This window comes from Neorhizobium puerariae, assembly GCF_042429745.1.
GTDB classification, from domain to species: Bacteria; Pseudomonadota; Alphaproteobacteria; order Rhizobiales; family Rhizobiaceae; genus Neorhizobium; species Neorhizobium puerariae.
The window spans coordinates 104,940-126,142 of the sequence record NZ_JBHMAA010000028.1 but is presented as its reverse complement, the minus strand read 5'-3'; the positions used below and the strand labels follow the sequence as shown (position 1 = coordinate 126,142).

General features: G+C 63.9%; 17 protein-coding genes. All 17 read right to left on the bottom strand.

All coding sequences use genetic code 11. The features are described from left to right. Positions 1 to 2 precede the first annotated feature (2 nt). A complete protein-coding gene (locus ACFFP0_RS23370; RefSeq protein ID WP_377264613.1) occupies positions 3 to 596 on the bottom strand; it encodes a DUF6886 family protein in 594 nt (197 codons plus the stop codon). Positions 597 to 604: 8 nt separating this feature from the next. Beyond that, entirely contained in the window at positions 605 to 2,278 is a 1,674-nt protein-coding gene (gene recN / locus ACFFP0_RS23365; RefSeq protein WP_377264612.1) for a DNA repair protein RecN, read from the bottom strand. A gap of 23 nt (positions 2,279 to 2,301) precedes the next feature. Next, positions 2,302 to 3,168 (bottom strand): outer membrane protein assembly factor BamD, encoded by an 867-nt coding sequence (locus ACFFP0_RS23360; RefSeq protein ID WP_377264611.1) that lies wholly within the window; start codon positions 3,166 to 3,168, stop codon positions 2,302 to 2,304. Between the two features lie 199 nt (positions 3,169 to 3,367). Further along, a complete protein-coding gene (gene lpxC / locus ACFFP0_RS23355) occupies positions 3,368 to 4,324 on the bottom strand; it encodes a UDP-3-O-acyl-N-acetylglucosamine deacetylase (RefSeq protein WP_377264610.1) in 957 nt (318 codons plus the stop codon). 258 nt (positions 4,325 to 4,582) lie between these two features. Further along, the gene (gene ftsZ, locus ACFFP0_RS23350; RefSeq protein ID WP_377264609.1) at positions 4,583 to 6,379 is read right to left on the bottom strand and encodes a cell division protein FtsZ; all 1,797 of its coding nucleotides are present in this window, start codon (positions 6,377 to 6,379) and stop codon (positions 4,583 to 4,585) included. 87 nt (positions 6,380 to 6,466) lie between these two features. Then, positions 6,467 to 7,798, bottom strand: coding sequence for a cell division protein FtsA (gene ftsA, locus ACFFP0_RS23345; RefSeq protein ID WP_377264608.1), 1,332 nt, complete (start codon positions 7,796 to 7,798; stop codon positions 6,467 to 6,469). After that, a complete protein-coding gene (locus tag ACFFP0_RS23340) occupies positions 7,795 to 8,727 on the bottom strand; it encodes a cell division protein FtsQ/DivIB (RefSeq protein WP_377264607.1) in 933 nt (310 codons plus the stop codon). The genes ftsA and ACFFP0_RS23340 overlap by 4 nt, the downstream gene beginning before the upstream one ends. Then, positions 8,715 to 9,641, bottom strand: a complete 927-nt coding sequence (locus tag ACFFP0_RS23335) for a D-alanine--D-alanine ligase (RefSeq protein WP_377264606.1) — start codon at positions 9,639 to 9,641, stop codon at positions 8,715 to 8,717. Before ACFFP0_RS23335 ends, ACFFP0_RS23340 begins: the two co-directional genes overlap by 13 nt. Positions 9,642 to 10,053: 412 nt before the next feature. After that, entirely contained in the window at positions 10,054 to 10,740 is a 687-nt protein-coding gene (gene aqpZ, locus ACFFP0_RS23330; RefSeq protein ID WP_377264605.1) for an aquaporin Z, read from the bottom strand. A 276-nt stretch (positions 10,741 to 11,016) separates the two neighbouring features. After that, entirely contained in the window at positions 11,017 to 11,991 is a 975-nt protein-coding gene (gene murB / locus ACFFP0_RS23325) for a UDP-N-acetylmuramate dehydrogenase (RefSeq protein WP_377264604.1), read from the bottom strand. Further along, the gene (gene murC / locus ACFFP0_RS23320) at positions 11,988 to 13,403 is read right to left on the bottom strand and encodes a UDP-N-acetylmuramate--L-alanine ligase (protein ID WP_377264603.1); all 1,416 of its coding nucleotides are present in this window, start codon (positions 13,401 to 13,403) and stop codon (positions 11,988 to 11,990) included. Before murC ends, murB begins: the two co-directional genes overlap by 4 nt. After that, positions 13,400 to 14,554: an undecaprenyldiphospho-muramoylpentapeptide beta-N-acetylglucosaminyltransferase gene (gene murG / locus ACFFP0_RS23315; RefSeq protein ID WP_377264602.1), complete on the bottom strand. Its 1,155-nt coding sequence runs from the start codon at positions 14,552 to 14,554 to the stop codon at positions 13,400 to 13,402. Before murG ends, murC begins: the two co-directional genes overlap by 4 nt. A gap of 6 nt (positions 14,555 to 14,560) precedes the next feature. Beyond that, the gene (gene ftsW / locus ACFFP0_RS23310; RefSeq protein ID WP_377264601.1) at positions 14,561 to 15,715 is read right to left on the bottom strand and encodes a putative lipid II flippase FtsW; all 1,155 of its coding nucleotides are present in this window, start codon (positions 15,713 to 15,715) and stop codon (positions 14,561 to 14,563) included. 2 nt (positions 15,716 to 15,717) lie between these two features. Beyond that, positions 15,718 to 17,136, bottom strand: coding sequence for a UDP-N-acetylmuramoyl-L-alanine--D-glutamate ligase (gene murD, locus ACFFP0_RS23305; RefSeq protein ID WP_377264600.1), 1,419 nt, complete (start codon positions 17,134 to 17,136; stop codon positions 15,718 to 15,720). Between the two features lie 4 nt (positions 17,137 to 17,140). Next, positions 17,141 to 18,244 carry a phospho-N-acetylmuramoyl-pentapeptide-transferase gene (gene mraY / locus ACFFP0_RS23300; protein ID WP_377264598.1) on the bottom strand — a complete coding sequence of 368 codons (1,104 nt, stop codon included), beginning with the start codon at positions 18,242 to 18,244 and terminating at the stop codon, positions 17,141 to 17,143. 28 nt (positions 18,245 to 18,272) lie between these two features. Beyond that, entirely contained in the window at positions 18,273 to 19,706 is a 1,434-nt protein-coding gene (locus ACFFP0_RS23295) for a UDP-N-acetylmuramoylalanyl-D-glutamyl-2,6-diaminopimelate--D-alanyl-D-alanine ligase (protein WP_377264597.1), read from the bottom strand. Next, positions 19,703 to 21,163 carry a UDP-N-acetylmuramoyl-L-alanyl-D-glutamate--2,6-diaminopimelate ligase gene (locus ACFFP0_RS23290; RefSeq protein WP_377264596.1) on the bottom strand — a complete coding sequence of 487 codons (1,461 nt, stop codon included), beginning with the start codon at positions 21,161 to 21,163 and terminating at the stop codon, positions 19,703 to 19,705. The genes ACFFP0_RS23295 and ACFFP0_RS23290 overlap by 4 nt, the downstream gene beginning before the upstream one ends. Positions 21,164 to 21,203: the final 40 nt, after the last annotated feature.

Sequence of the window (21,203 nt, the reverse complement as noted above, 5' to 3'; positions counted from 1 at the left end):
TTTCACTCCTCGGGTATCGAGGAGTCGTTTTGTAGAGCAATTTTTGCCGATGGGAAGATCGCCCCGCCTTGCTCCCAGTCCAATGCATTGCGAAGCCTTATACCACTGGCATGGAGACTGGTCTCCCATAGCGGCTTCAATGGCTTCAGACTGTCGACGACCCGAAGCTCCACGCCACGGGACGCGAATTCACGGTCGAGCCCTGACATCGCTGCAAGAGCTTTCGGTATGACGCTCCTGCGCGCCACCCACATACCCGCATCATCGAGATCCTCAAACTCATCTGCGGGCATCTCATAACGATAGATCGTCTCGTGGCCCAGGCGGTCAAGCCATGTACGCTCGATATAGGCCACCCCGCGCCAGTCTCCGAGCCATCTCTGGCGATCCCCTACAACCGTGTCAGGCTTTGCCCAGATCAGAATGCGCGGGCAGTCCCGCGGGAAAAGGTACATGAAGTCATGCGCCTCATCGACCGCCCAGACGAGCGGACCGTTGAGCCATTCCCGCCCCTGTGCTCGCGGAGATGGCACCCGCACCGGCTGCGGTTCGAAGCGCTCGATTGCGGGGTCGTCGCTGAAATGGAAAAGCCGCACGGGAGCGCTCAGCCATTCCCCGCAAGCAGCCGCTTGGCCGCCGCGCGCGCCTCGTCGGTGACGGAGGCACCCGCCAGCATGCGGGCGATCTCCTCGGTGCGGTGTTCCGGCTCCATGGTCGCAACGCGGGTGGCGATCTTGTCGGACCCTTCGCCCGCCGGCCCCTTGGAGATCAGGAGATGCGTCGCGGCGCGGGCCGCCACCTGCGGCGCATGGGTGACGGACAGAACCTGCACCTTGTCGGAAAGCCGCTTCAGGCGCTGGCCGATCGCATCCGCCACCGCACCGCCGACGCCGGTGTCGATTTCGTCGAAGACCAGCGTCGGCGCGGAGCCGCGGTCTGCAAGCGCCACCTTCAGCGCCAGCAGGAAACGCGACAGCTCGCCGCCGGATGCGACCTTCATGATCGGGCCGGGGCGCGTGCCGGGGTTGGTCTGCACATGGAATTCGATCGTGTCGATGCCTTCGGCCGCCGCCTGCTCGGGATCGCTTGCGACCTCGACCATGAAACGGGCGCGTTCGAGCTTGAGCGCCGGCAGTTCGGCCATCACCGCTTTCGCCAATGCCTCGGCGCCGTGCCTGCGCTTGCCCGACAGGGCAGCCGCCGCCCGATCGTATTGCGCCTTCGCCGCCGCCGTCAGCTTTTCGAGTTCGGCGAGCTTCTCCTCGCCGGCATCGAGATCGGCGAGATCGGCAACCATTTTCTCGGCAAGCGCCGGCAGGTCGACGACGGCGACGGAATATTTGCGGCCGGCAGCGCGAAGCGCAAACAGCCGCTCCTCGACCCGCTCCAGCTCGCGCGGATCGAATTCTGTCTTCCTCAGCGCGGCCTCGATCTCCATCTGCGCATTGGAGAGATGGTTGAGCGCTGCGTCGAGCAGCTCGACCGTCTCCTCCAGCAATCCGGGCGCTTCATGGCTCTTCCGTTCCAGCCGGCGGACGAGCGAGCCGATCAGCGGCACGGGCGACGTATTGCCGTTCAGGAATTCCGAGGCCTCGGAAATGTCGCCGGCGATCCGCTCGGACTTCTGCATGCGGGATCGCTGCTCGGCAAGTTCGTCTTCCTCGCCATCCCTCGGGGAAAGCGCTTCCAGCTCCTCGACCGAGGCACGGATATAGTCGGCTTCCCGGGCGGCGGCCTCTACCCTGGCGCGATGCGTCCTGAAAGCACGTTCCCCATCCTTCCAGGCCCGGTAGAGGCCCGAAAGCTGCAGCACCTCGTCGCCCAGGCCGGCGAAGGCATCCAGAAGCGTGCGATGCGCATCGGTGTCGATCAGCGCCCGGTCGTCATGCTGGCCGTGGATCTCCACGAGAAGCTGGCCCGCCTGGCGCATGAGCTGCACGCTCACGGGCTGATCGTTGATCGAGGCGCGCGTTCGGCCGTCGGAAGACTGGATGCGGCGGAAGATCAGGTCGCCGTCGTCATCGATGCCGTTCTCGCGCAGCAGCCCGCGGACCGCATGATTGCCGGCCACGTCGAAGACCGCCGTGACCTGCCCCTTTTCCTCGCCATGGCGCACAAGGCCGCCATCGCCGCGGCCGCCGAGCGCCAGCGAGAGACTGTCGAGAAGGATGGACTTGCCCGCACCCGTTTCGCCGGTCAGCACCGACAGGCCGGTCTCGAACGAAAGATCCAGCCGCTCGATCAATACGATATCGCGGATCGACAACTGGATCAGCATGTTTCCCCGATCTTGCGCTCCGCTTACGCGCCTACGAGCTTGCCCGCAGCGCGCGAAATCCACGAACCCCGATTTTCACGAGGCTCGACGCCTCCGGAATGCAGCAGCTTGTAGGAATCGGCGTACCACTGGCTGTCCGGATAGTTGCGTCCGAGAACCGCCGCCGCAGTCTGCGCCTCTTCCACGATGCCCATCGCATAATAGGCTTCGGTGAGTCGCGCCAGCGCCTCTTCCACCTGGTTGGTGTTCGGATATTGCTCGACCACGTTGCGGAAGCGGCGGACGGCGGCAAGATATTCCTTCCGCTCCAGATAGTAGCGGCCGATCTGCATTTCCTTGCCGGCAAGCTGGTCGCGGGCGAATCGGATCTTGGCCTGCGCGTCTTCGACATATTCCGAGTTCGGATAGTCCTTGACGACCTTGGTCATGGCGTCGATGGTTCGGGTCGCGGCCTTCTGGTCCTGCGTCACGTCGGCGATCTGCTTTGAATAGGCAAGGCCGATCAGGTACTGCACATAGGCCGAATCCTGCGACTGCGGATACTGGCTCATGTAGCGGTTGCCGGTGGAGATCGCGTCTTCGTTGCGGCCAAGCCGGTACTTCGTGAAGGTGCTCATGACGAGCGCCTTGCGGCCCCATTCCGTGAAAGGGTTCTGCTTGTCGATCGAATCGAACTTGCGTCCCGCCTCGGCCATGTTGCCTGCCTTCAGGTTGGCGAGCCCCTGATTGTAGAGCACTTCCGGCGGATCGGTCTCCATGCCGAGCTTGGTGATATCGATATCCTTGTCCGATTGGCAGGCGGTCATGCCAAACCCGGCGCCGATCAATACCAGCGAGACAAGCGTCAATCTTGCCGTCCTACGCATTCCCACAGACCCTACATGGTTCATTCGACAGTTCCTGATCGTCCCGCGCGTAAAAAGCCCGCTCCCCAAGAAGGCCGTTCTAGCCATAAAAGCAAAGGGAGAGCAACGCAATGGTGCCGCATTAATGCATTTTTGTGGCATCGCACCGGTTATCTCCAAAAGAAAAGGCCGCTTCCGGGGAAGCGGCCAAGGCAATCGACAAAGTCGACCGGGTCAAACTTTTTCAGGCGAACCAGGAAGCCAGCTCCGGCGTGCTGACCGGCACGAACTCCCGTGCCCGCACGCGCGCGGCGCGCGACGACGGAGCCTCGACCACTTCATAGGCCGTCGGGTCGTTCATCAACGCCTTCAGCGCATTGGCGTTCATCTTGTGCCCGCCGCGATAGGACCGGTAGCAGCCGATGAACTGGGCGCCGGCAAGCGCCAGATCGCCCACGGCGTCCAGCGTCTTGTGGCGGACGAATTCGTCTTCGTAGCGCAGGCCCTCGACATTCACGACCGTGTCGTCGTCCGAGATGACGACGGAATTCTCAAGCGAGGAACCAAGCGCGAAGCCCGCCGCCCAGAGGCGCTCCACATCGCGCATGAAACCGAAGGTGCGGGCGCGGGAAAGCTCCTGCTTGAAGGTCGCGGCCGTCAGCTCGCCCTTCCAGCCCTGCCGGCCGATCAGCGGCGAGGAAAAATCGATTTCCACTTCGAAACGGGTGCCGTCATGGGGACGGAACTCCGCCCAGGATGCTCCCGATTCGATGCGCACCGGCTTCAGGACCCGGATGTAACGGCGCTTGATGCCGAGGTTGACGATGCCCGCCTGCTCGATCGCCTCGATGAAAGGATAGGAGCTGCCGTCCATGATCGGCATTTCGCTGCCGTCCACCTCGACCACGATATTGTCGATGCCGAGCGCATAAAGCGCGGCCATCACATGCTCGATCGTCGCCACCCACTTCGAGGGCGAACTGCCAAGAACCGTGCAGAGATCCGTAGGTCCGACATGGGAGGAAACGGCACGGTATTCGACCGAGCCTCCATCCTCGAAGACGCGGGCGAACACAATGCCGGTGCCGGCTTCGGCAGGCTGGAACGTGATGCCGACCGGAGCCCCAGAATGAACGCCTATCCCCTTCAGAGATACCGGGGCGGCGATGGTGGTCTGGAAACCGAGCAATCCGATGGTCATTCCTGCTGCCTTTTTCTTGCCGGACCCGTGAAGCACAACGGCCCGGATTTTCTTGACGCCTCTCAATCAGCCGATCCTGTGAATCGGCGGTCCCGTTCGGGCGTCTTTCACCATCCTACATACGCAGCCGTCTAGTACATTCCAAATCACTGTTCGTTTCGGATTGTTACGTTGTTAACTCTGCGTCTTGATTAACAAAACACGGAAAGGCCCGGATCTGTGATCCGGGCCGTTTCACATTTCGTGACCGCCGTTAACTCAGTTCGACTGGCGGCGCAGGAAGGCCGGAATTTCGAGCTGGTCGTCTTCGTGATGGGCCTGCGGAACCGCACGGCCGTGATCGTCGAGATTGCCCCGGCGCGGCGCATAAAGGCTTGCCTCCGGAGAAAGCGGGCGGCGCTGCTGCGAAGCGGGAGCCGGCGCCGGAGCGGTCATGTCGGCGTTGACCGGTTCTTCCTCTTCACGGCGACCGAGCGAGTTGGTGATCCGCTTCAGGAGGCCCATCGGGCCGCGTTCTTCCTGCACATGCTGGACCGGCTGGGAGCGGCGATCCAGCTCGGCCTTCACGACCGGAGGAAAGTCCTCGACCTTCGGCATGCGGACCGGCTCCATGACGGGCGAGGCCGACGGAGCGACCGGCTCGTGATGGACCGGCTGCGCCATCCGCGGCGCCGGCTGGCTCATCACCGGAGCGGGCTGCGGCTGCACATGGGCGTGGACCGAAGCAGGCTGCGGAGCCGGACGGTTCACGACCGGTGCCGGAGCTTCAGCCGGGGCCGCGAAGAGACGGCTCTGCGGGCGGAACTCCTCATGGACCGGCTGCTGGGCAACCGGCTGGGGTGCCGGAGCGGCCAGCGGCGGCTCGGCGATCGCAAGCTCGCGTTCCATCTGGGCTTCCGCAAGACGGATCTGCTCGGCGACCGGATCGAAGGCCGGCTTCTGGACGGGAGCAGGCGCGGACTGCATGACCGGAGCAGGCTGTAGAACCGGCTGCGCCACCGGAGGAGCCGGAGGCACGGCTGCGGAGGGCCGAATGATCGGCTTTGCGGCAGCGCGCATCTCGGCGGCGCGGATATCGATCGACTGGGCGCCGCGATCGATGCCGGTTGCGACGACCGACACGCGGATCAGGCCTTCGAGCGCCTCGTCGAAGGTCGCGCCGAGGATGATGTTGGCGTCCGGATCGACTTCCTCGCGGATGCGGGTCGCAGCCTCGTCGACTTCGAAGAGCGTGAGGTCGCGGCCGCCGGTGATCGAGATCAGCAGCCCTTGAGCGCCCTTCATCGAGGTCTCGTCGAGGAGCGGATTGGCGATCGCGGCTTCGGCGGCCTGCATGGCGCGGCCCGGACCCGACGCTTCGCCGGTGCCCATCATCGCGCGGCCCATCTCGCGCATCACCGAGCGGACGTCGGCGAAGTCGAGGTTGATCAGGCCTTCCTTGACCATCAGGTCGGTGATGCAGGCAACGCCCGAATAGAGAACCTGGTCGGCCATCGCAAAGGCGTCGGCGAAGGTCGTCTTGTCGTTGGCGATGCGGAAGAGGTTCTGGTTCGGAATGACGATCAGGGTGTCGACCGACTTCTGCAGTTCCTGGATACCCGATTCGGCAAGGCGCATGCGGCGCTGGCCTTCGAAGTGGAACGGCTTGGTGACGACCCCGACGGTCAGGATGCCCTTGGAGCGGGCGGCCTGTGCGACAACCGGAGCGGCGCCCGTGCCCGTGCCGCCGCCCATGCCGGCGGTGACGAAGCACATATGCGTGCCGTTCAGGTGATCGACGATCTCGTCGAGGCATTCCTCGGCGGCGGCGCGACCGACTTCCGGCTGCGAACCGGCGCCGAGACCCTCGGTGACCCGGACACCCATCTGGATGATCCGTTCGGCCCTGGTCATCGTGAGCGCCTGGGCATCGGTATTGGCGACAACGAAATCGACGCCTTCCAACCCGGCCGTGATCATGTTGTTGACGGCGTTGCCGCCGCCGCCGCCGACGCCGAATACGGTGATGCGCGGCTTCAGCTCGTTAATTTCCGGCTTTTGCAGCTTGATGGTCATTGCAGCAGTTCCTTCTTCTTCAGGCCGCATCGCCGCCGGCCAATTCATTCCAACTCTTCTCTGAGGCAGCGGGCCAAAGCCCCTGCATCAAAAACTTTCCTTCAACCACTGGCCCACGCGGGCCAGCCTTCCATTGCCGCTGCCGAGCGAGGCCATCAGGCCGCTCTGGGGAGCGTGTGTTTCCAGGTCCGCGACCTGCGGATAGATCATCAGGCCGACGGCCGTCGAAAAGGCCGGACCCTTCGCCGCCGCCGGCAGGCCGGAGACGCCCATCGGACGGCCGATGCGGACATTGCGCGCCAGGATGCGGCGGGCCGTTTCCGAAAGGCCGGTGAGCTGGCTTGCGCCGCCCGTCAGCACGACACGCTTTCCGACGATCGGGCTGAAGCCCGATTTCTGGATGCGGTCGCGAATCAGTTCCAAGGTTTCCTCGATGCGAGCCCGCACGATGCGGGTGACGAGCGAGCGCGGCACCTGGGTCGGCTGATCGCGATCGTCCTCGCCGATCGGCGGAACGGAAATCACGTCGCGCTCGTCGGCGCCGTTCATCAATGCCGAACCATGCACGACCTTCATGCGCTCCGCATCCTCGATGCGGGTCGAAAGACCGCGCGCCAGGTCGGTGGTCACATGGTGGCCGCCGAGGCTGATCGCATCGGTATGCACGAGCTTGCCTTCGGCGAAGACCGAGATCGTCGTGGTGCCGCCGCCCATGTCGATTGCCGCGCATCCGAGCTCGACCTCGTCGTCGACGAGCGCCGCGAGACCGCTGGCATAAGGCGTCGCCACCATGCCCTCGACGGAAAGATGCGCGCGGTTGACGCAGAGCTCGAGGTTCTTCAGCGTCGCGCGTTCGGCGGCGACCACATGCATGTCGACGCCCAGCTCGTCTCCGAACATCGCCAGCGGATCGCGGATTCCGCGCTCGCCATCCAGCGAAAAACCGGTCGGCAGCGAATGCAGGATCGCCCGATCCTGACGCAGCGACTGGTGGCTCGCCGCGACCAGAACCTTCTTGAGGTCCGCCGCCTCGACTTCCTGACCGCCGAGATCGATCGTCGCGGTATAGACGTCGCTCGCCAGCCGGCCGGCGGACACGTTGACGATGAGGCTGTCGACCGTGAGGCCCGCCATGCGCTCGGCCGCATCGACGGCAAGCCGCACGACGCTTTCGGCCGCATCGAGATCGGCGATCACGCCGGACTTCACGCCCCGCGACCGCTGATGGCCGATGCCGATGATCTCGATATTGTGGGTCCGGCCCGGCAGGACCTGGCTTTCCTGGCGCGGCGTCAGCCGGGCGATCATGCAGACCACCTTGGTGGAGCCGATATCCAGGACGGACACCACATGCGAACGCTTGGAAGACAGGGGCTTCATGCGCGGCAGGCCGAAATGGGAGGAACCGAAAACACTCAAATCTGCTCTCCCGACTTCTTCAATGCCTTGGCCCTCGCCTCCAGCGCCTGCTTGCGACGCTCGGTGGCAGCGCCGGTGAGCTGGATGGTCGTGCGATCCTCGAGGCGCAGATCGACAGCCGCGATATCGCGCCCCAGAACGCCCTGCTCCTTTTCGAGACGGGCGAGTACGGCGAGCGCCTTTGCGACATTGTTTTCCGGCAGTTTCAGCACGACGCCATTGTCGAGATGCAGGTCCCAGCGGCGGCCAGCCACCCGGACATAAGCCTTCACCCGGCCCTTCAGCTCGGGCCAGCCGGACATTTCGTCCTCGAAGGAGGCGGCGGCCACTTCGGCGTCGCGACCGACGAAGAGCGGAAGCGAGGCGAACTTGTTGTCGCGCAGCGGCGCGATCACGCTGCCGTCCTTCTCGATCAGCGAGAGCTCGGAACCGTGCTGCCAGATGCCGAAAGCCCGACGCTCCTTGAGCATCACCTCGATCGTCTTCGGATAGATCTTCCGAACCTCCGCATACTGCACCCAGGGAAGCTCCGAAAGCTTGCGCCGGGCCGCATCGATGTCGAGCGCCACCAGCGATGTCGTGCCGTCGAGACCGAGAAGCTGGAGGATATCGATCTCGGATGTCTGATCGTTGCCGGAAACACGAACGTCCTCGATCGCAAACCCCGCGGCCGCGGTCGTGGCCTGGGCGACCGTCTGGGTGTGCCCGCCAAGCGACATGCCGTAAAGACCGACGACAGCGAAGAAGCCGAAAGTGGCGATCGTACCCGTATGCTCCGGAATATAAATCCGCCCCGTCGCGAGACTGACACAGAAGCGCACGACGCGCCGCAGCGGACGCGGCAGGACACGACGCTCCTCGGCACCGGGATAAAGCCCCTGAGAACGACCGCGCGATCCACCCGCTCTATTGCCGATCAACGCAAACACGTAGCGTCCTCCACCATCCAACGGACAAGCTCACCAAAGGAACGGCCGGCATGCGCGGCCATCTCGGGCACCAGCGACGTCGGGGTCATGCCGGGCTGCGTATTGATCTCCAGCCAGATCACTTCCCCATCCTCGGAAAAGCGGTCGTCGTAACGGAAATCCGAACGACTCACGCCCCGGCAACCCATCGCCTGATGCGCCTTGAGCGCTAGTGTTTGAATCTTTTGGTAAATATTCGGTGAAATTTGCGCCGGAATGACGTGTTTCGAGCCACCCGCGGCATATTTCGCATCATAGTCGTAAAACGCATGGCTCAGCGGCACGATCTCGGTCACGCCCAGCGCCACATCGCCCATGACCCCGCAGGTGAGTTCCCGGCCATGGATGTAACGCTCGACAAGCACCCGGTCGCCGTAACGCCATTCCGGGGAGGTTATGACCTGCGGCGGATGCGACTGATTCTCCTGCACGATCACGACACCGAAAGACGAACCTTCGCGAACCGGTTTCACCACATAGGGCGGCTCGATCGGATGCGTATTTCCGATGTCGAACCGGCTCATCACCCTTGCCTCGGCGACCGGAACGCCGGCAGCCTTCGCGACATGCTTGGCCTGCCCCTTGTCCATGGCGAGAGCGGAAGCGAGCACGCCCGAATGCGTGTATGGAATCTCCAGATATTCAAGAATGCCCTGGATCGTACCGTCCTCGCCGAAAGGCCCATGCAAGGCGTTGAAGGCAACATCCGGCCTGAGATCGGCAAGAACCGCAGCGACATCCCGCCCGACATCGACACGGGTGACGCGATATCCTTCGCCCTCAAGGGCATCGGCGCAGGCATTGCCGGAGGACAGGCTGACAGGCCGCTCGGAGGAAAAGCCTCCCATCAGGACAGCCACATGCTTGTCACTCATCGATCACTCCTGAAAAAGTCTTCACTCTATGCCGAGACACTTGCGCCAACCTTGCTCCACAAGCGATTCCCGCCGGATATAAGGTACGCCTGCATTAGTGCACCAATATGGTTAACAAACCGTTTACCTTGATTAACCATCACAACCAAAGGCATGAAAACAAAGGAAAAATCGAGTCGCCAATCGTTAACGCGACCTGCCGGGACAAGCGCGAACTCCCATGAGGCAGGCAACGGCCCCTCGAATCCCCGGGCATTTCGCGGCCGTCAGTCCAGGATCGTGCCACCGCACGCAACCCTCTCCGCTCCCCTGAGTCAAAGCCTCGCCCCAACCGGATTCGAAACGACAAAAAAGCCCGCGAAGCTGATGACTTCGCGGGCCTTTCTTCAGGCACGACGTGCCTTGACGTCGGTTATTCCGAGTCGTCCACCAGCTTCCATGCCAGGGCGCCGAGAACGGCGCCGACGATCGGGGCCACCCAGAAGAGCCAAAGCTGTCCGAGCGCCCAGCCGCCGGCGATCACGGCCACGCCCGTGGAGCGGGCCGGATTGACGGACGTATTGGTAACCGGGATCGAGATCAGATGGATCAGCGTCAGCGCCAGGCCGATCGCGATCGGCGCAAAGCCGGCCGGAGCCTTCGGCCCGGTCGCCCCCAGGATGATGAAGATGAAGAAACCGGTGAGAACCACTTCCGCCAGCAACGCGGACGTCAGGGAATAACCACCGGGAGAATGCTCACCATAGCCGTTGGACGCGAAGCCGCCGAGCTGGAAATCGGCTTTTCCGGACGCGATGAGATAGAGCACCACGGCCGCGACGATCGCCCCCACCACCTGGGCGATCACATAGGGCAGCAGGCTCGAGGCGGGAAGCTTCCCGGCGACCGTCAACCCCACCGACACGGCCGGATTGAAATGCCCGCCGGAAATGCCGCCGACGGCATAGGCCATGGTCAGCACCGTCAGGCCGAACGCCAGCGCGACGCCGACGAAACCTATTCCCAGATCGGGAAACGCCGCAGCCAGAACCGCGCTGCCGCATCCACCGAAAACAAGCCAGAATGTGCCGAAGAACTCGGCTGAAAGCTTCTTAAACATGCGATAATATCCCCTAATCGCGCGCCCCCGACACGTCCGCCGGACCAGACACGACTCGCTTCATGCACGATTATTATGCAGCAGTCGCTTATGAATGCCTAGTTAATCAGCAATGACTAAAATAACAGCTTGCCGCGCATGCATGGCGGGTGGCGAATCTGCAACCGATACATGAAAAAGCTACCGTAGCCTGTTGATTCTACGGTAGCTCTAAAAGACGAATCCAGCCCCAGCGAGTCGGAGAACCCTGGTTTGCCTGCCCGGTGCGAAACCGGCCTATTCGGTCGTCACGCCCTGGAAGGGCTTGACCTCGCGGCCGGGCATGAAGATTCCCAGCCGCTTGATCTCCCATTCGAGCTTGATGCCGGAATGCTCGAAGACGCGCGCCCGGACGGTCTCGCCGAGATATTCCAGATCGTAGCCGGTCGCATGCCCGATATTGATCATGAAATTGCAGTGGAGCGAGGACATCTGCGCGCCGCCGCTCATCAGCCCGCGGCCGCCCGCCTCGTCGATCAGCCTCCAGGCCGAATGGCCCGGCGGGTTCTTGAAGGTCGAACCGCCCGTTTTTTCCTTGATCGGCTGCACGGTTTCCCGGTGCTGGCGCACCGCATCCATATCGGCGCGAATCCTGGCGCGGTCTTCCGGATATCCCTCGAAGACGGCATGCGTGAAGATCAGGTCCGCCGGCACCGAGGAATGACGGTAGCTATAACCCATCTCCGCCTTCGAGAGCACATGCTTGTTGCCCTTGCGGTCGACCGCGTGAACTTCCACCACCCGGTCCGCCGTCTCGGTGCCGTTGGCCCCGGCATTCATGCGCAGCGCGCCGCCGATCGAACCCGGAATGCCATAATAGAAGGCGAAACCGCCAATGCCGTTATCCATCGCCATGGCGGCGATATATTTGTCCGGGCAGATGGCGCCGGCCTGGATGCGGTTCTCACCGACGAGGTCGATACCGCCGAATCCCTTGGCGGAAAGGCGCAGCACGACGCCCGGAATGCCGCCGTCGCGAACCAGCAGGTTCGAGCCGACCCCGACCACCGTCAGCGGCACCTCTTCGGGCAGGATCTGCAGAAAGGCGATCAGGTCATCCACGTCATGGGGCTGGAACATGAGCTCGGCGAGACCGCCGGCCTGGAACCAGGTGACACGATCCATCGGAGCGTCCGGCGTCAGACGTCCGCGCAATTTCTCGACGCCATCCCCCAACGACGCCTTGAGCTTTTCCCCATTCACCTGTTTCATCCCTGTCGTCCCGATATGCTTTCCAGTTCCTTCGGCAACGCCGCCGCCCACTGCGTGATATTGCCAGCCCCCAGAAGAACCACGAAATCACCCGGCTTCGCAATGCCCGATACGATCGAAGCAAGCTCGGCGGGCGAGGCCATATAACGTGCGTCCCGATGACCGCCGGAGCGGATGCGGGCCACCAGCGCCTCGGAATTGGCTCCTTCGATGGGCTCCTCGCCAGCCGCGTAGACCGGCGCGAGGACAATGCTGTCCGCATCGTTGAAGCAGTTCGCGAAATCCTCGAACAGGCTGGACAGGCGCGTGTAGCGGTGCGGCTGGTGGACGGCGATGATGCGTCCCTTGCAGGCTTCGCGCGCGGCCCTCAGCACCGCCTTGATCTCGACCGGATGATGCCCGTAGTCGTCAAAAATCGAAACGCCGTTCCAGGTGCCGGTGAGCGTGAATCGGCGCTTCACGCCGCTGAAATTGGCAAGCCCCTTGCGGATATTCTCTTCCGGAATGCCGAGCCGGTTGGCGACGGCGATCGCGGCCGTGGCATTGGAGATGTTGTGGCGGCCGGGCATCGGCAGCGCCAGATCCTTGAAATTGAAGACCTGGCCGGTGCGGCGGCGGCGGATTTCCACATCGAAGATCGCGCGCGTGCCCTCCATGCGGACATTGGAGAAACGTGCATCGGCCTGGGGATTCTCACCATAGGTGATGATCTTGCGGTCCTCGATACGTCCGACGAGAGCCTGCACCTCCGGATGGTCGAGGCAGAGAACCCCGAAACCGTAGAACGGCACGTTCTCGACGAACTGCCGGAAGGCTGCGCGCACGGCGTCGAAATTGCCGTAATGGTCGAGATGCTCGGGATCGATATTGGTGACGACAGCAACATCGGCGGGCAATTTCAGGAAGGTGCCATCCGATTCGTCGGCCTCGACCACCATCCACTCGCCCTCGCCCATGCGCGCATTGGTGCCATAGGCGTTGATGATGCCGCCGTTGATGACGGTCGGATCGAGATTGCCGGCTTCCAGCAGCGCGCCGACCATGGATGTCGTCGTCGTCTTGCCATGCGTGCCGCCGATCGCGATCGCATTGCGGAAACGCATCAGCTCGGCGAGCATTTCGGCACGCCGGACGATCGGCAGCGATTTTTCGCGCGCAGCGACCAATTCCGGATTATTCTTCTTGATGGCGGTCGAGACGACGACGACTTCCGCATCGCCGAGATTTTCTTCCCTGTGGCCGACGAAGACCGGAATACCCTTGTCCCGCAGGCGCTGCACGTTGGCCCCGTCTGCCTGGTCGGAACCCTGCACCTTGTGGCCGAGATTGTGCAGAACCTCGGCGATGCCGCTCATGCCGATCCCGCCGATGCCGATGAAATGAACGAGCCCGATGGCTTTCGGCATCTTCATGCCTGCACTCCCCTGTCTTCCGGCGTCACGTCTTTCGACGCCTTGAATTCCGTGATCGATTTGCGTTCGGCAATAGCCACGACCATATCCGCAAGCAACCCCGTCGCGTTCGGGCGTCCCGCAGCCTTTGCGGCGGCCGCCATCTTTTCCAGCCGTTCCGGCTCCTTCATCGCCGCCGAGATGAGCGATGCGAGCTTTTCCGGCGAAAGCTCCGATTGGGCCACGACCTGCGCGCCACCCATGGCCACCAGGGCCGCGGCATTGGCCGCCTGGTCATGATCCAGAGCATGCGGGTAAGGCACGAGAATGGCGGGGCGGCCGATCACCGCGATTTCGGACACCGTGGAGGCGCCCGAACGGCAGATGACGAGATGCGCCTCGGCAAGCCGTTCGGCCATGTCCGTGAAGAAGGACGAGATGTCGGCCGGCGCCTTCAGCTTGGCGAAGCAGGAAGTGACGAGATCCCTGTCCTCCGGCCGCGCCTGTTGCGTTACCGCCAGCCGATCCCGCTCCACCTTGTCGAGCAGGCTGAGGGCGGTTGGAACGGCAGAGGAAAAGAACTGCGCGCCCTGGCTGCCGCCGAAAACGACCAGACGGAACGGATCGGAACCGCGTGAAGCGATGTAGGGGATCTTGGAGGCGGCAAGCACGGCCGGGCGCACCGGGTTGCCGGTGGTGACGGTCTTGGCCGCAAAGGGACCCTCGCCCTCGGGCAGGAAGCCGCCGGCGATCGCCTGCACCTTGGCGGCCAGGGCCTTGTTCGCGCGCCCCATGACCGCGTTCTGCTCGTGGATCATCGACGGCACGCCCATGGAGGTCGCGGCCATCAGCGGCGGCACGGTCGGATAACCGCCGAAACCGACCACGGCGAGCGGCCGGAGCCTGCCGATCAGACGGCGGGCGGCGCGAAGTCCGCTCCAGAGCCTCCAGCCGGTGCGCAGCAGCGCGACGGGATTTTTCGAGCCGAGCGTGGCGGAGGGCACCACATGGATTTCGTCGGCCGGAAACGTGCCGGCGAAACGCTCTGCACGGCTGTCGGTGACGAGATGGACGGAATAGCCCCGCGCCTTCAGCTCGTGCCCGAGCGCCTCGGCCGGAAAAACATGGCCGCCGGTTCCGCCGGCGGCAAGCAGGATGATGCCTTTGGTCATCGTTTCTTACTCCGCCGGCACGCCTTGGGCAACACGGAATAGGCTCCGTTCCTGCGCCCTCTTTTCCGGCCGGTGACGCGTCAGCGCCAGGATGAAGCCCGCCGTGACGCAGATGGCGATCATCGAGGAACCGCCATAGGAGATCAAGGGCAGCGTCATGCCCTTGGCCGGCATGAGCTCCAGGTTGACGCCGATGTTGATCAGCGACTGCATGCCGATCTGCAGCACGAGCCCCGCCACGGCGAAGCGGTTGAAGTCATTGCCTTCCTTGAAGGCGTGATTGAGACCGCGCAGCACGACGAAGGCGAAGATCGCCACCAGGGCCATGCAGAAGATAATGCCGAACTCCTCCGCGGCAACCGAGAAGATGAAGTCCGTATGGCTGTCCGGCAGGATGCGCTTGACGATCCCTTCGCCCGGCCCCTGCCCGAACCAGCCGCCCTGAAGGATCGCCTCATGCGCGGTTTCGATCTGGAAACGGTCGCCCTCGCCGGTCAGGAACTTGTCGAAGCGCGCGGTCACATGCGGCAGCATGTAATAGGCCGTGATGATGCCGCCCGCCCCGACGCCGCCGAGCAGGAAGATCCACAGCCACGGCATGCCTGCCATGAAGAACATGCCGCCCCAGACGACGCTGGTCAGAATGGTCTGGCCGAGGTCTGGCTGGGCGACGAGCAGCGCCGCGACGATGCCGAAGAGGATGATGGCGAAGAGGTTGCCGGGAATCTCCGGCTGGCGGGCGTGCTCCGCGAAAAGCCAGGCGCAGACGACGACGAAGGCCGGCTTCATGAATTCGGACGGCTGTATGGAGAAGCTGCCGATACCGATCCAGCGCCGCGATCCCTTGACCTCGACGCCGAAGAAAAGCGCCAGCACCATCATGGCCAGCGAGATGACGAGCAGGATGATCGCCGTCCGGCGGACCTGCCTCGGCGTGAGGAAAGACAGGCCGATCATCACCACCAGCGAAGGCAGGAGGAAAAGCGCATGCCTTTCCACGAAGTGGAAGCTGTCGAGCCCGATGCGCTCCGCCACCGCCGGGGAAGCCGCGAAGGAGAGCATGAAGCCGATGCCCATCAGCAGCACGAAGGCGACGAGAAAGAAACGGTCGATCGTCCAGAACCAGTCTGCGAGCGGCCCTCGGTCTGCGCGGCTTACCATGTTCAGGTCCCCTTTCCGGTCTCGATCAACATCGTGACGCCATCGAGAGCCGCGACATGGCCGACGAAGGCGTCGCCGCGAACCTCGAAATTCTTGAACTGATCGAAGCTGGCGCAGGCCGGCGACAACATCACCGCGGACGGCGTGGCATCGGCTGCCGCATCCGCGGCGGCGTGAGCCACGGCCCTTTCCAGCGTGCCCGAAATCTCGTAGGGCACCGCCTCGCCGAGGGTCGCCGCGAATGCCGGCGCAGCCTCTCCGATCAGATAGGCCTTGACGATACGGGAAAAGAGTGGTGCGAGGCTTGCGATCCCGCCTTCCTTGGGCAATCCGCCCGCAATCCAGTAGATGCGGTCATAGCTCGACAGCGCAGGGGCCGCGGCGTCCGCATTGGTGGCCTTCGAATCGTTGACGAACACCACCTGGCCGCCCCCATGGCGCAACTGGCCGACCGGCTGCATGCGATGCTTGAGGCCGGGGAAGGACCTCAGCCCGGCACGGATATCTTCCCGCGACACGCCGATGGCCAGGCAGGCGGCAATCGCCGCGGCGGCGTTCTGGGCATTGTGGCTGCCCTTGAGCGTCTGGATGCCGTCGAGATCGGCAAGAAGCGAGGACGTGCCCCCATGCGCCTCGATGATCCGGCTGCCTTCGGCATAAAACCCGTCGGCCACCACGCTGCGCTTGGAAATCCGCCTGACGGTCGTTCCCGCCCGTTCGACTCGGTCGGCGATCAGCGCGCAATAGGAATCATCGACGCCGATGACCGCCGTCCGGCTGCCGGCGACCAGCCGCTCCTTCACGTCCGCATAATGCTGCATCGTGCCGTGGCGGTCGAGATGGTCCGGCGTCAGGTTCAGCAGGATGCCGGCGGTGGGATCGAGCGTCGGGGCGAGATCGATCTGGTAGGACGAGCACTCGACGACGAAATAACGCTCGGCCTTCGGCGGGTCGAGCGTCAGGATGGCGGTGCCGATATTGCCGCCAAGCTGCGTGTCGCGGCCGCTGGAGCGGAGAATATGGGCGATCAACGCCGTGGTGGTCGATTTGCCGTTGGTGCCGGTAATGGCGATGAACGGGCAGTCCGGCGCATGCGCGCGGCGCTCGCGCACGAAAAGCTCGACGTCGCCGATGATCTCGACACCGGCGGCCCGCGCCAGATCGACGCTCCAATGCGGTTTCGGATGGGTAAGCGGCACGCCGGGCGACAGGATGAAGGCGGCCTGCGCCGGCCAATCGATGGTGCGCAGGTCGGCAGTCGCGATCCCTTCGGCCGTCGCTTTCGCGACGCTGTCCGGATTGTCGTCCCACGCGGTGACATTCGCACCGCCCGCGACCAACGCCCTGGCCGTGGCTAATCCCGAGCCGCCGAGCCCAAAGAGCGCGACCTGCCTGCCCCTGAATGTGGTGACGGGAATCATCGCGTCACCGCAGCTTGAGGGTGGAAAGGCCGAGCATGGCGAGCCCCACCGCGATGATCCAGAAGCGGATCACCACCTGGCTTTCCGTCCAGCCGAGCTTTTCGAAATGGTGATGGATCGGCGCCATCAGGAAAACGCGCCGGCCGGTCATCTTGAAGAAGCCGACCTGGATGATGACCGACAGCGTCTCCATGACGAAGAGCCCGCCGATGATCGCCATGACGATCTCGTGCTTGGTGGCGACGGCAACCGAGCCGATCAGGCCGCCGAGCGCGAGCGACCCGGTATCGCCCATGAAGATCGCCGCGGGCGGCGCATTGAACCACAGGAAACCGAGGCCCGCGCCGATCACCGCGCCGAGGATGACGGCGAGTTCACCCGTGCCGGGAACGAAATTGATCTGCAGGTAATTCGAGAAAACCGCGTTGCCGGCCAGGTAGGCGATCACGCCGAAAGAGGCGGCCGCAATCATGACCGGCACGATCGCCAGGCCGTCGAGACCGTCCGTCAGGTTCACCGCATTTCCCGCCGCCACGATCACGAAGCCGCCGAACAGCACGAAGAAGATGCCGAGATTGAGGAGCAGATCCTTGAAGAAGGGGAAGGCGATCGAGGTGCCGAGCGTCGGGTTGGTGGACGAACCGGTGGCAAGCGCCACGCGCATCATGAAGAAGACGGCGATGCCGGCGATGACGAATTCGATGCCGAGCCGCGCCTTGCCGGAAAAACCCTTCTCCGTCTGTTTCGTCACCTTCAGGTAGTCGTCGTAGAAGCCGATCGCACCGAAACCCAGCGTGACGAGCAGGGTCGCCACGACATAGATGTTGGAAAGATCGGCCCAGAGCAGCGAGCCGCCGACGATGCCGGCGAGAATCATCAACCCGCCCATGGTCGGTGTGCCGGCCTTCTTGAAATGCGTCTGGGGTCCGTCGGCGCGAATCGGCTGGCCCTTGCCCTGGCGAACGCGCAGCGAGGCGATCATCTTGGGCCCGAACAGGAAAACGATGAAAGCGGAGGTAAAAAGGGCCGCGCCCGTCCGGAAGGTGATGTATCGGAACAGGTTGAAGAATTGAATTCTATCCGCCAGTTCCACAAGCCAGATCAGCATTCAGGGCCCTTTCTCAAGCCGCGTCTAATTAAGAGTGGCGCTCCGTGTCGGAAAACGCCGGGTAGTTGTCAAGCAGTGCCGCCACAATCTTGCCGAAGCCGAGGCCGAGCGACGACTTCACCATCACCACGTCCCCGGGCATGACCGAGCGCACGACGAAATCGGCGAGATCCGCCGTTTTCTCGAAATACGCAACTTGGACGTTTCCCGGCAGCGAATCCTTGAGTGCCGCCATTTCTTTTCCCGCAAGCCATACATGCTCGATGCCGGCGGCAAGCAGCGGACCGGCCAGTTCCTCGTGCACCCTGGCGGAGAACTCGCCCATCTCCAGCATGTCGCCGAGCGCCGCGATCCGCCGGCCGGTCAGCTCTGGCGTTGCTGAGGCGAGGAGGGCGATCGCCGCGCGCATGGAAGCGGGATTGGCGTTGTAGCTTTCGTCGATCAGGGTCAGATGCCCCTCGCCGATACCGAGCAGGTGGCGCTCGCCCCTTCCCTTCACGGGCCTCAGGGCGGCAAGCGCTTCCATGGCCTTCGGCATGTCGGCTCCCATCAGGAAACAGGCGCCGAGCGCCGCCATGGCGTTTTCGGCGATGTGACGGCCGGGAGCCCCGATATGAATCTCCGACGTCTCGCCGTTCAGCACCGCCCAGACGGTCGAGCTTTCCGCATCGCCTTCGAAATCGGCCAGCCGGAAGTCCGCCTTGGCATGCTGGCCGAAGGTATAGATGTGGGAGACGCCGGCTTCCTGCGCCTTCCGTTCCAGGAAGTCGTACTGCCTGTTGTCGTGGTTGAGAATCGCTGTGCCGCCCGGCTCGATACCCTCGAATATCTCCGCCTTAGCGGCGGCGATTTCCTCCAGGTCCTTGAAATGGCCGAGATGCGCCGCCGCGATCGTGGTGATGATCGCCAGATGCGGCCGCACCATCTTCACCAGCGGCGTGATCTCGCCGGGATGGTTCATGCCGATCTCGAAAACGCCGAAATCGGCATCCGCCGGCATGCGGGCGAGCGTCAGCGGGACGCCCCAGTGGTTGTTGAAGGAAGCGACGGCGGCATGCACGGCGCCGGAAGGCGCCAGCACATGGCGCAGCATTTCCTTGGTGGTCGTCTTGCCGACCGACCCGGTGACCGCGACGATGCGCGCCCGGCTGCGCTGCCGCGCGGCAAGCGCCAGCCGCCCGAGGGCCGCAAGCACGTCGTCGACCACGATCATCGGCACGGTGAGCCGTCCGAGCGCCGGAAGCTTCGCCTCGCTGACGACGATGAGCGGAGCCCCGTTCGCGACCGCGAGACTTGCGAAATCATGGCCGTCGACACGATCTCCCCTGATCGCGAAGAAGGCCTCCCCCTCGCCGATCGTGCGGCTATCGATCGAAATGCCGGTAATGCCCTCCGGCAGGGTGCCGATCGGCCGGCCGCCCGTCGCGGCCATCATCTCCTCGCACGTCCACAGAAGGCTCATGATTTCAGCTCCTCCAGCGCCTTGCGTACCTCCACATGGTCGGAGAACGGCAGCACGGTCGCACCGATCGTCTGGCCTTCCTCATGGCCCTTGCCGGCCACGATCAGGGTGTCGCCGGAATGCAGCATCCCGACCGCCTCCCTGATCGCCGTCGCCCGGTCGCCGATCTCGATCGCCCCGGGCGCAGCCGCCATGATCTGTGAGCGAATGTCCTCCGGCACCTCGGAGCGCGGATTGTCATCGGTGACGATGACGACATCGGCAAGCCGCATCGCCACCTCGCCCATGATCGGGCGCTTGCCCTTGTCGCGATCGCCGCCGCAGCCGAAAACGACGACCACCCGGCCCGTCGTGAACGGGCGGACGGAGGTCAGCACGTTTTCAAGCGCATCCGGCTTGTGGGCATAGTCGACATAGGCGAGCGCCCCTTCCTTCGTCTGGCCGATCAGTTCGAGGCGGCCGGATGCGCCGACCAGCTTTTCGAGAGCGGCCATGGCGACGGGCGCGGCCACACCGGTCGATATGGCGAGTCCGGCGGCGACAAGGGCGTTCGCCACCTGGAAATCGCCCGCAAGCGGAATGTCGACCTCGAATATCTCGCCGCCGAAATGGATTTCCGCCGTCTGCTTGTGGCGGAAATGCTCGACGCGCTTGAGGCAGAGATAATCACCCTTGCGACCGACGGTGCGGACATCGAGGCCTGAAGCGGCGGCGACCCGGACAGCCTCGTCCGACCATGCATCGTCGGAGAAGATCACCGCCGGCGATCCCTTCGCCATCAGCGTATCGAACAGCCGCATCTTGGTCGCCATGTAGCTTTCCACCGTCGGATGGTAGTCCATGTGGTCACGGCCGAGATTGGTGAATGCGGCAGCCGAAAGGCGGACGCCATCGAGCCGGCTCTGGGCGAGACCGTGGCTCGAAGCCTCCATGGCCGCATGCGTCACGCCTTCGGCCACCAGTTCCGCCAGCAGTTCCTGCAATTCCACGGGATCGGGCGTCGTCAGGGTTCCATAGTCGTTTCGGCTCGGGGATACGACGCCGGTGGTGCCGATCTGCGCAGCGGCATAACCCGCATGCGCCCAGATCTGCCGGGTAAAGGACGCGACCGAGGTCTTGCCGGCAGTCCCGGTCACCGCGACCATGGTCTCCGGCTGGGTCCCGAAGAAACGCGCGGCCGCAAGCGCCAGCAGCCGGCGCGGATTGGAGACGCTGAGGACCGGAATGCCCACATCCGCCGGATGCCCGGCGATCGCGGCTATGGCGCCGCGCGCCGCAGCGTCGCCGATATAGGTGGAACCGTCGGCCTTCGAACCCGCAAGGGCGGCAAACAGCATGCCCGGTTTCACCTTGCGGCTGTCGGAAGAAAGCCCGGTCACATCGAGATCGCCCGCCGGCCCCGCCATCAGTTCGGCTATTTCGGGAAAGTCTCCTCCGGCGAGATCTCTAAGTTTCATCGGCTGAATGTCCATTTTGAGCGTCCACGAATCGTCCGCT

Coding starts and splice junctions, on each gene's coding strand:
- recN (WP_377264612.1), bottom strand. CDS start 2,278: ATGCTGATCCAGTTGTCGATCCGCGATATCGTATTGATCGAGCGGCTG.
- ACFFP0_RS23360 (WP_377264611.1), bottom strand. CDS start 3,168: ATGAACCATGTAGGGTCTGTGGGAATGCGTAGGACGGCAAGATTGACG.
- lpxC (WP_377264610.1), bottom strand. CDS start 4,324: ATGACCATCGGATTGCTCGGTTTCCAGACCACCATCGCCGCCCCGGTA.
- ftsZ (WP_377264609.1), bottom strand. CDS start 6,379: ATGACCATCAAGCTGCAAAAGCCGGAAATTAACGAGCTGAAGCCGCGC.
- ACFFP0_RS23335 (WP_377264606.1), bottom strand. CDS start 9,641: ATGAGTGACAAGCATGTGGCTGTCCTGATGGGAGGCTTTTCCTCCGAG.
- aqpZ (WP_377264605.1), bottom strand. CDS start 10,740: ATGTTTAAGAAGCTTTCAGCCGAGTTCTTCGGCACATTCTGGCTTGTT.
- murB (WP_377264604.1), bottom strand. CDS start 11,991: ATGAAACAGGTGAATGGGGAAAAGCTCAAGGCGTCGTTGGGGGATGGC.
- murC (WP_377264603.1), bottom strand. CDS start 13,403: ATGAAGATGCCGAAAGCCATCGGGCTCGTTCATTTCATCGGCATCGGC.
- murG (WP_377264602.1), bottom strand. CDS start 14,554: ATGACCAAAGGCATCATCCTGCTTGCCGCCGGCGGAACCGGCGGCCAT.
- ftsW (WP_377264601.1), bottom strand. CDS start 15,715: ATGGTAAGCCGCGCAGACCGAGGGCCGCTCGCAGACTGGTTCTGGACG.
- murD (WP_377264600.1), bottom strand. CDS start 17,136: ATGATTCCCGTCACCACATTCAGGGGCAGGCAGGTCGCGCTCTTTGGG.
- mraY (WP_377264598.1), bottom strand. CDS start 18,244: ATGCTGATCTGGCTTGTGGAACTGGCGGATAGAATTCAATTCTTCAAC.
- ACFFP0_RS23295 (WP_377264597.1), bottom strand. CDS start 19,706: ATGAGCCTTCTGTGGACGTGCGAGGAGATGATGGCCGCGACGGGCGGC.
- ACFFP0_RS23290 (WP_377264596.1), bottom strand. CDS start 21,163: ATGAAACTTAGAGATCTCGCCGGAGGAGACTTTCCCGAAATAGCCGAA.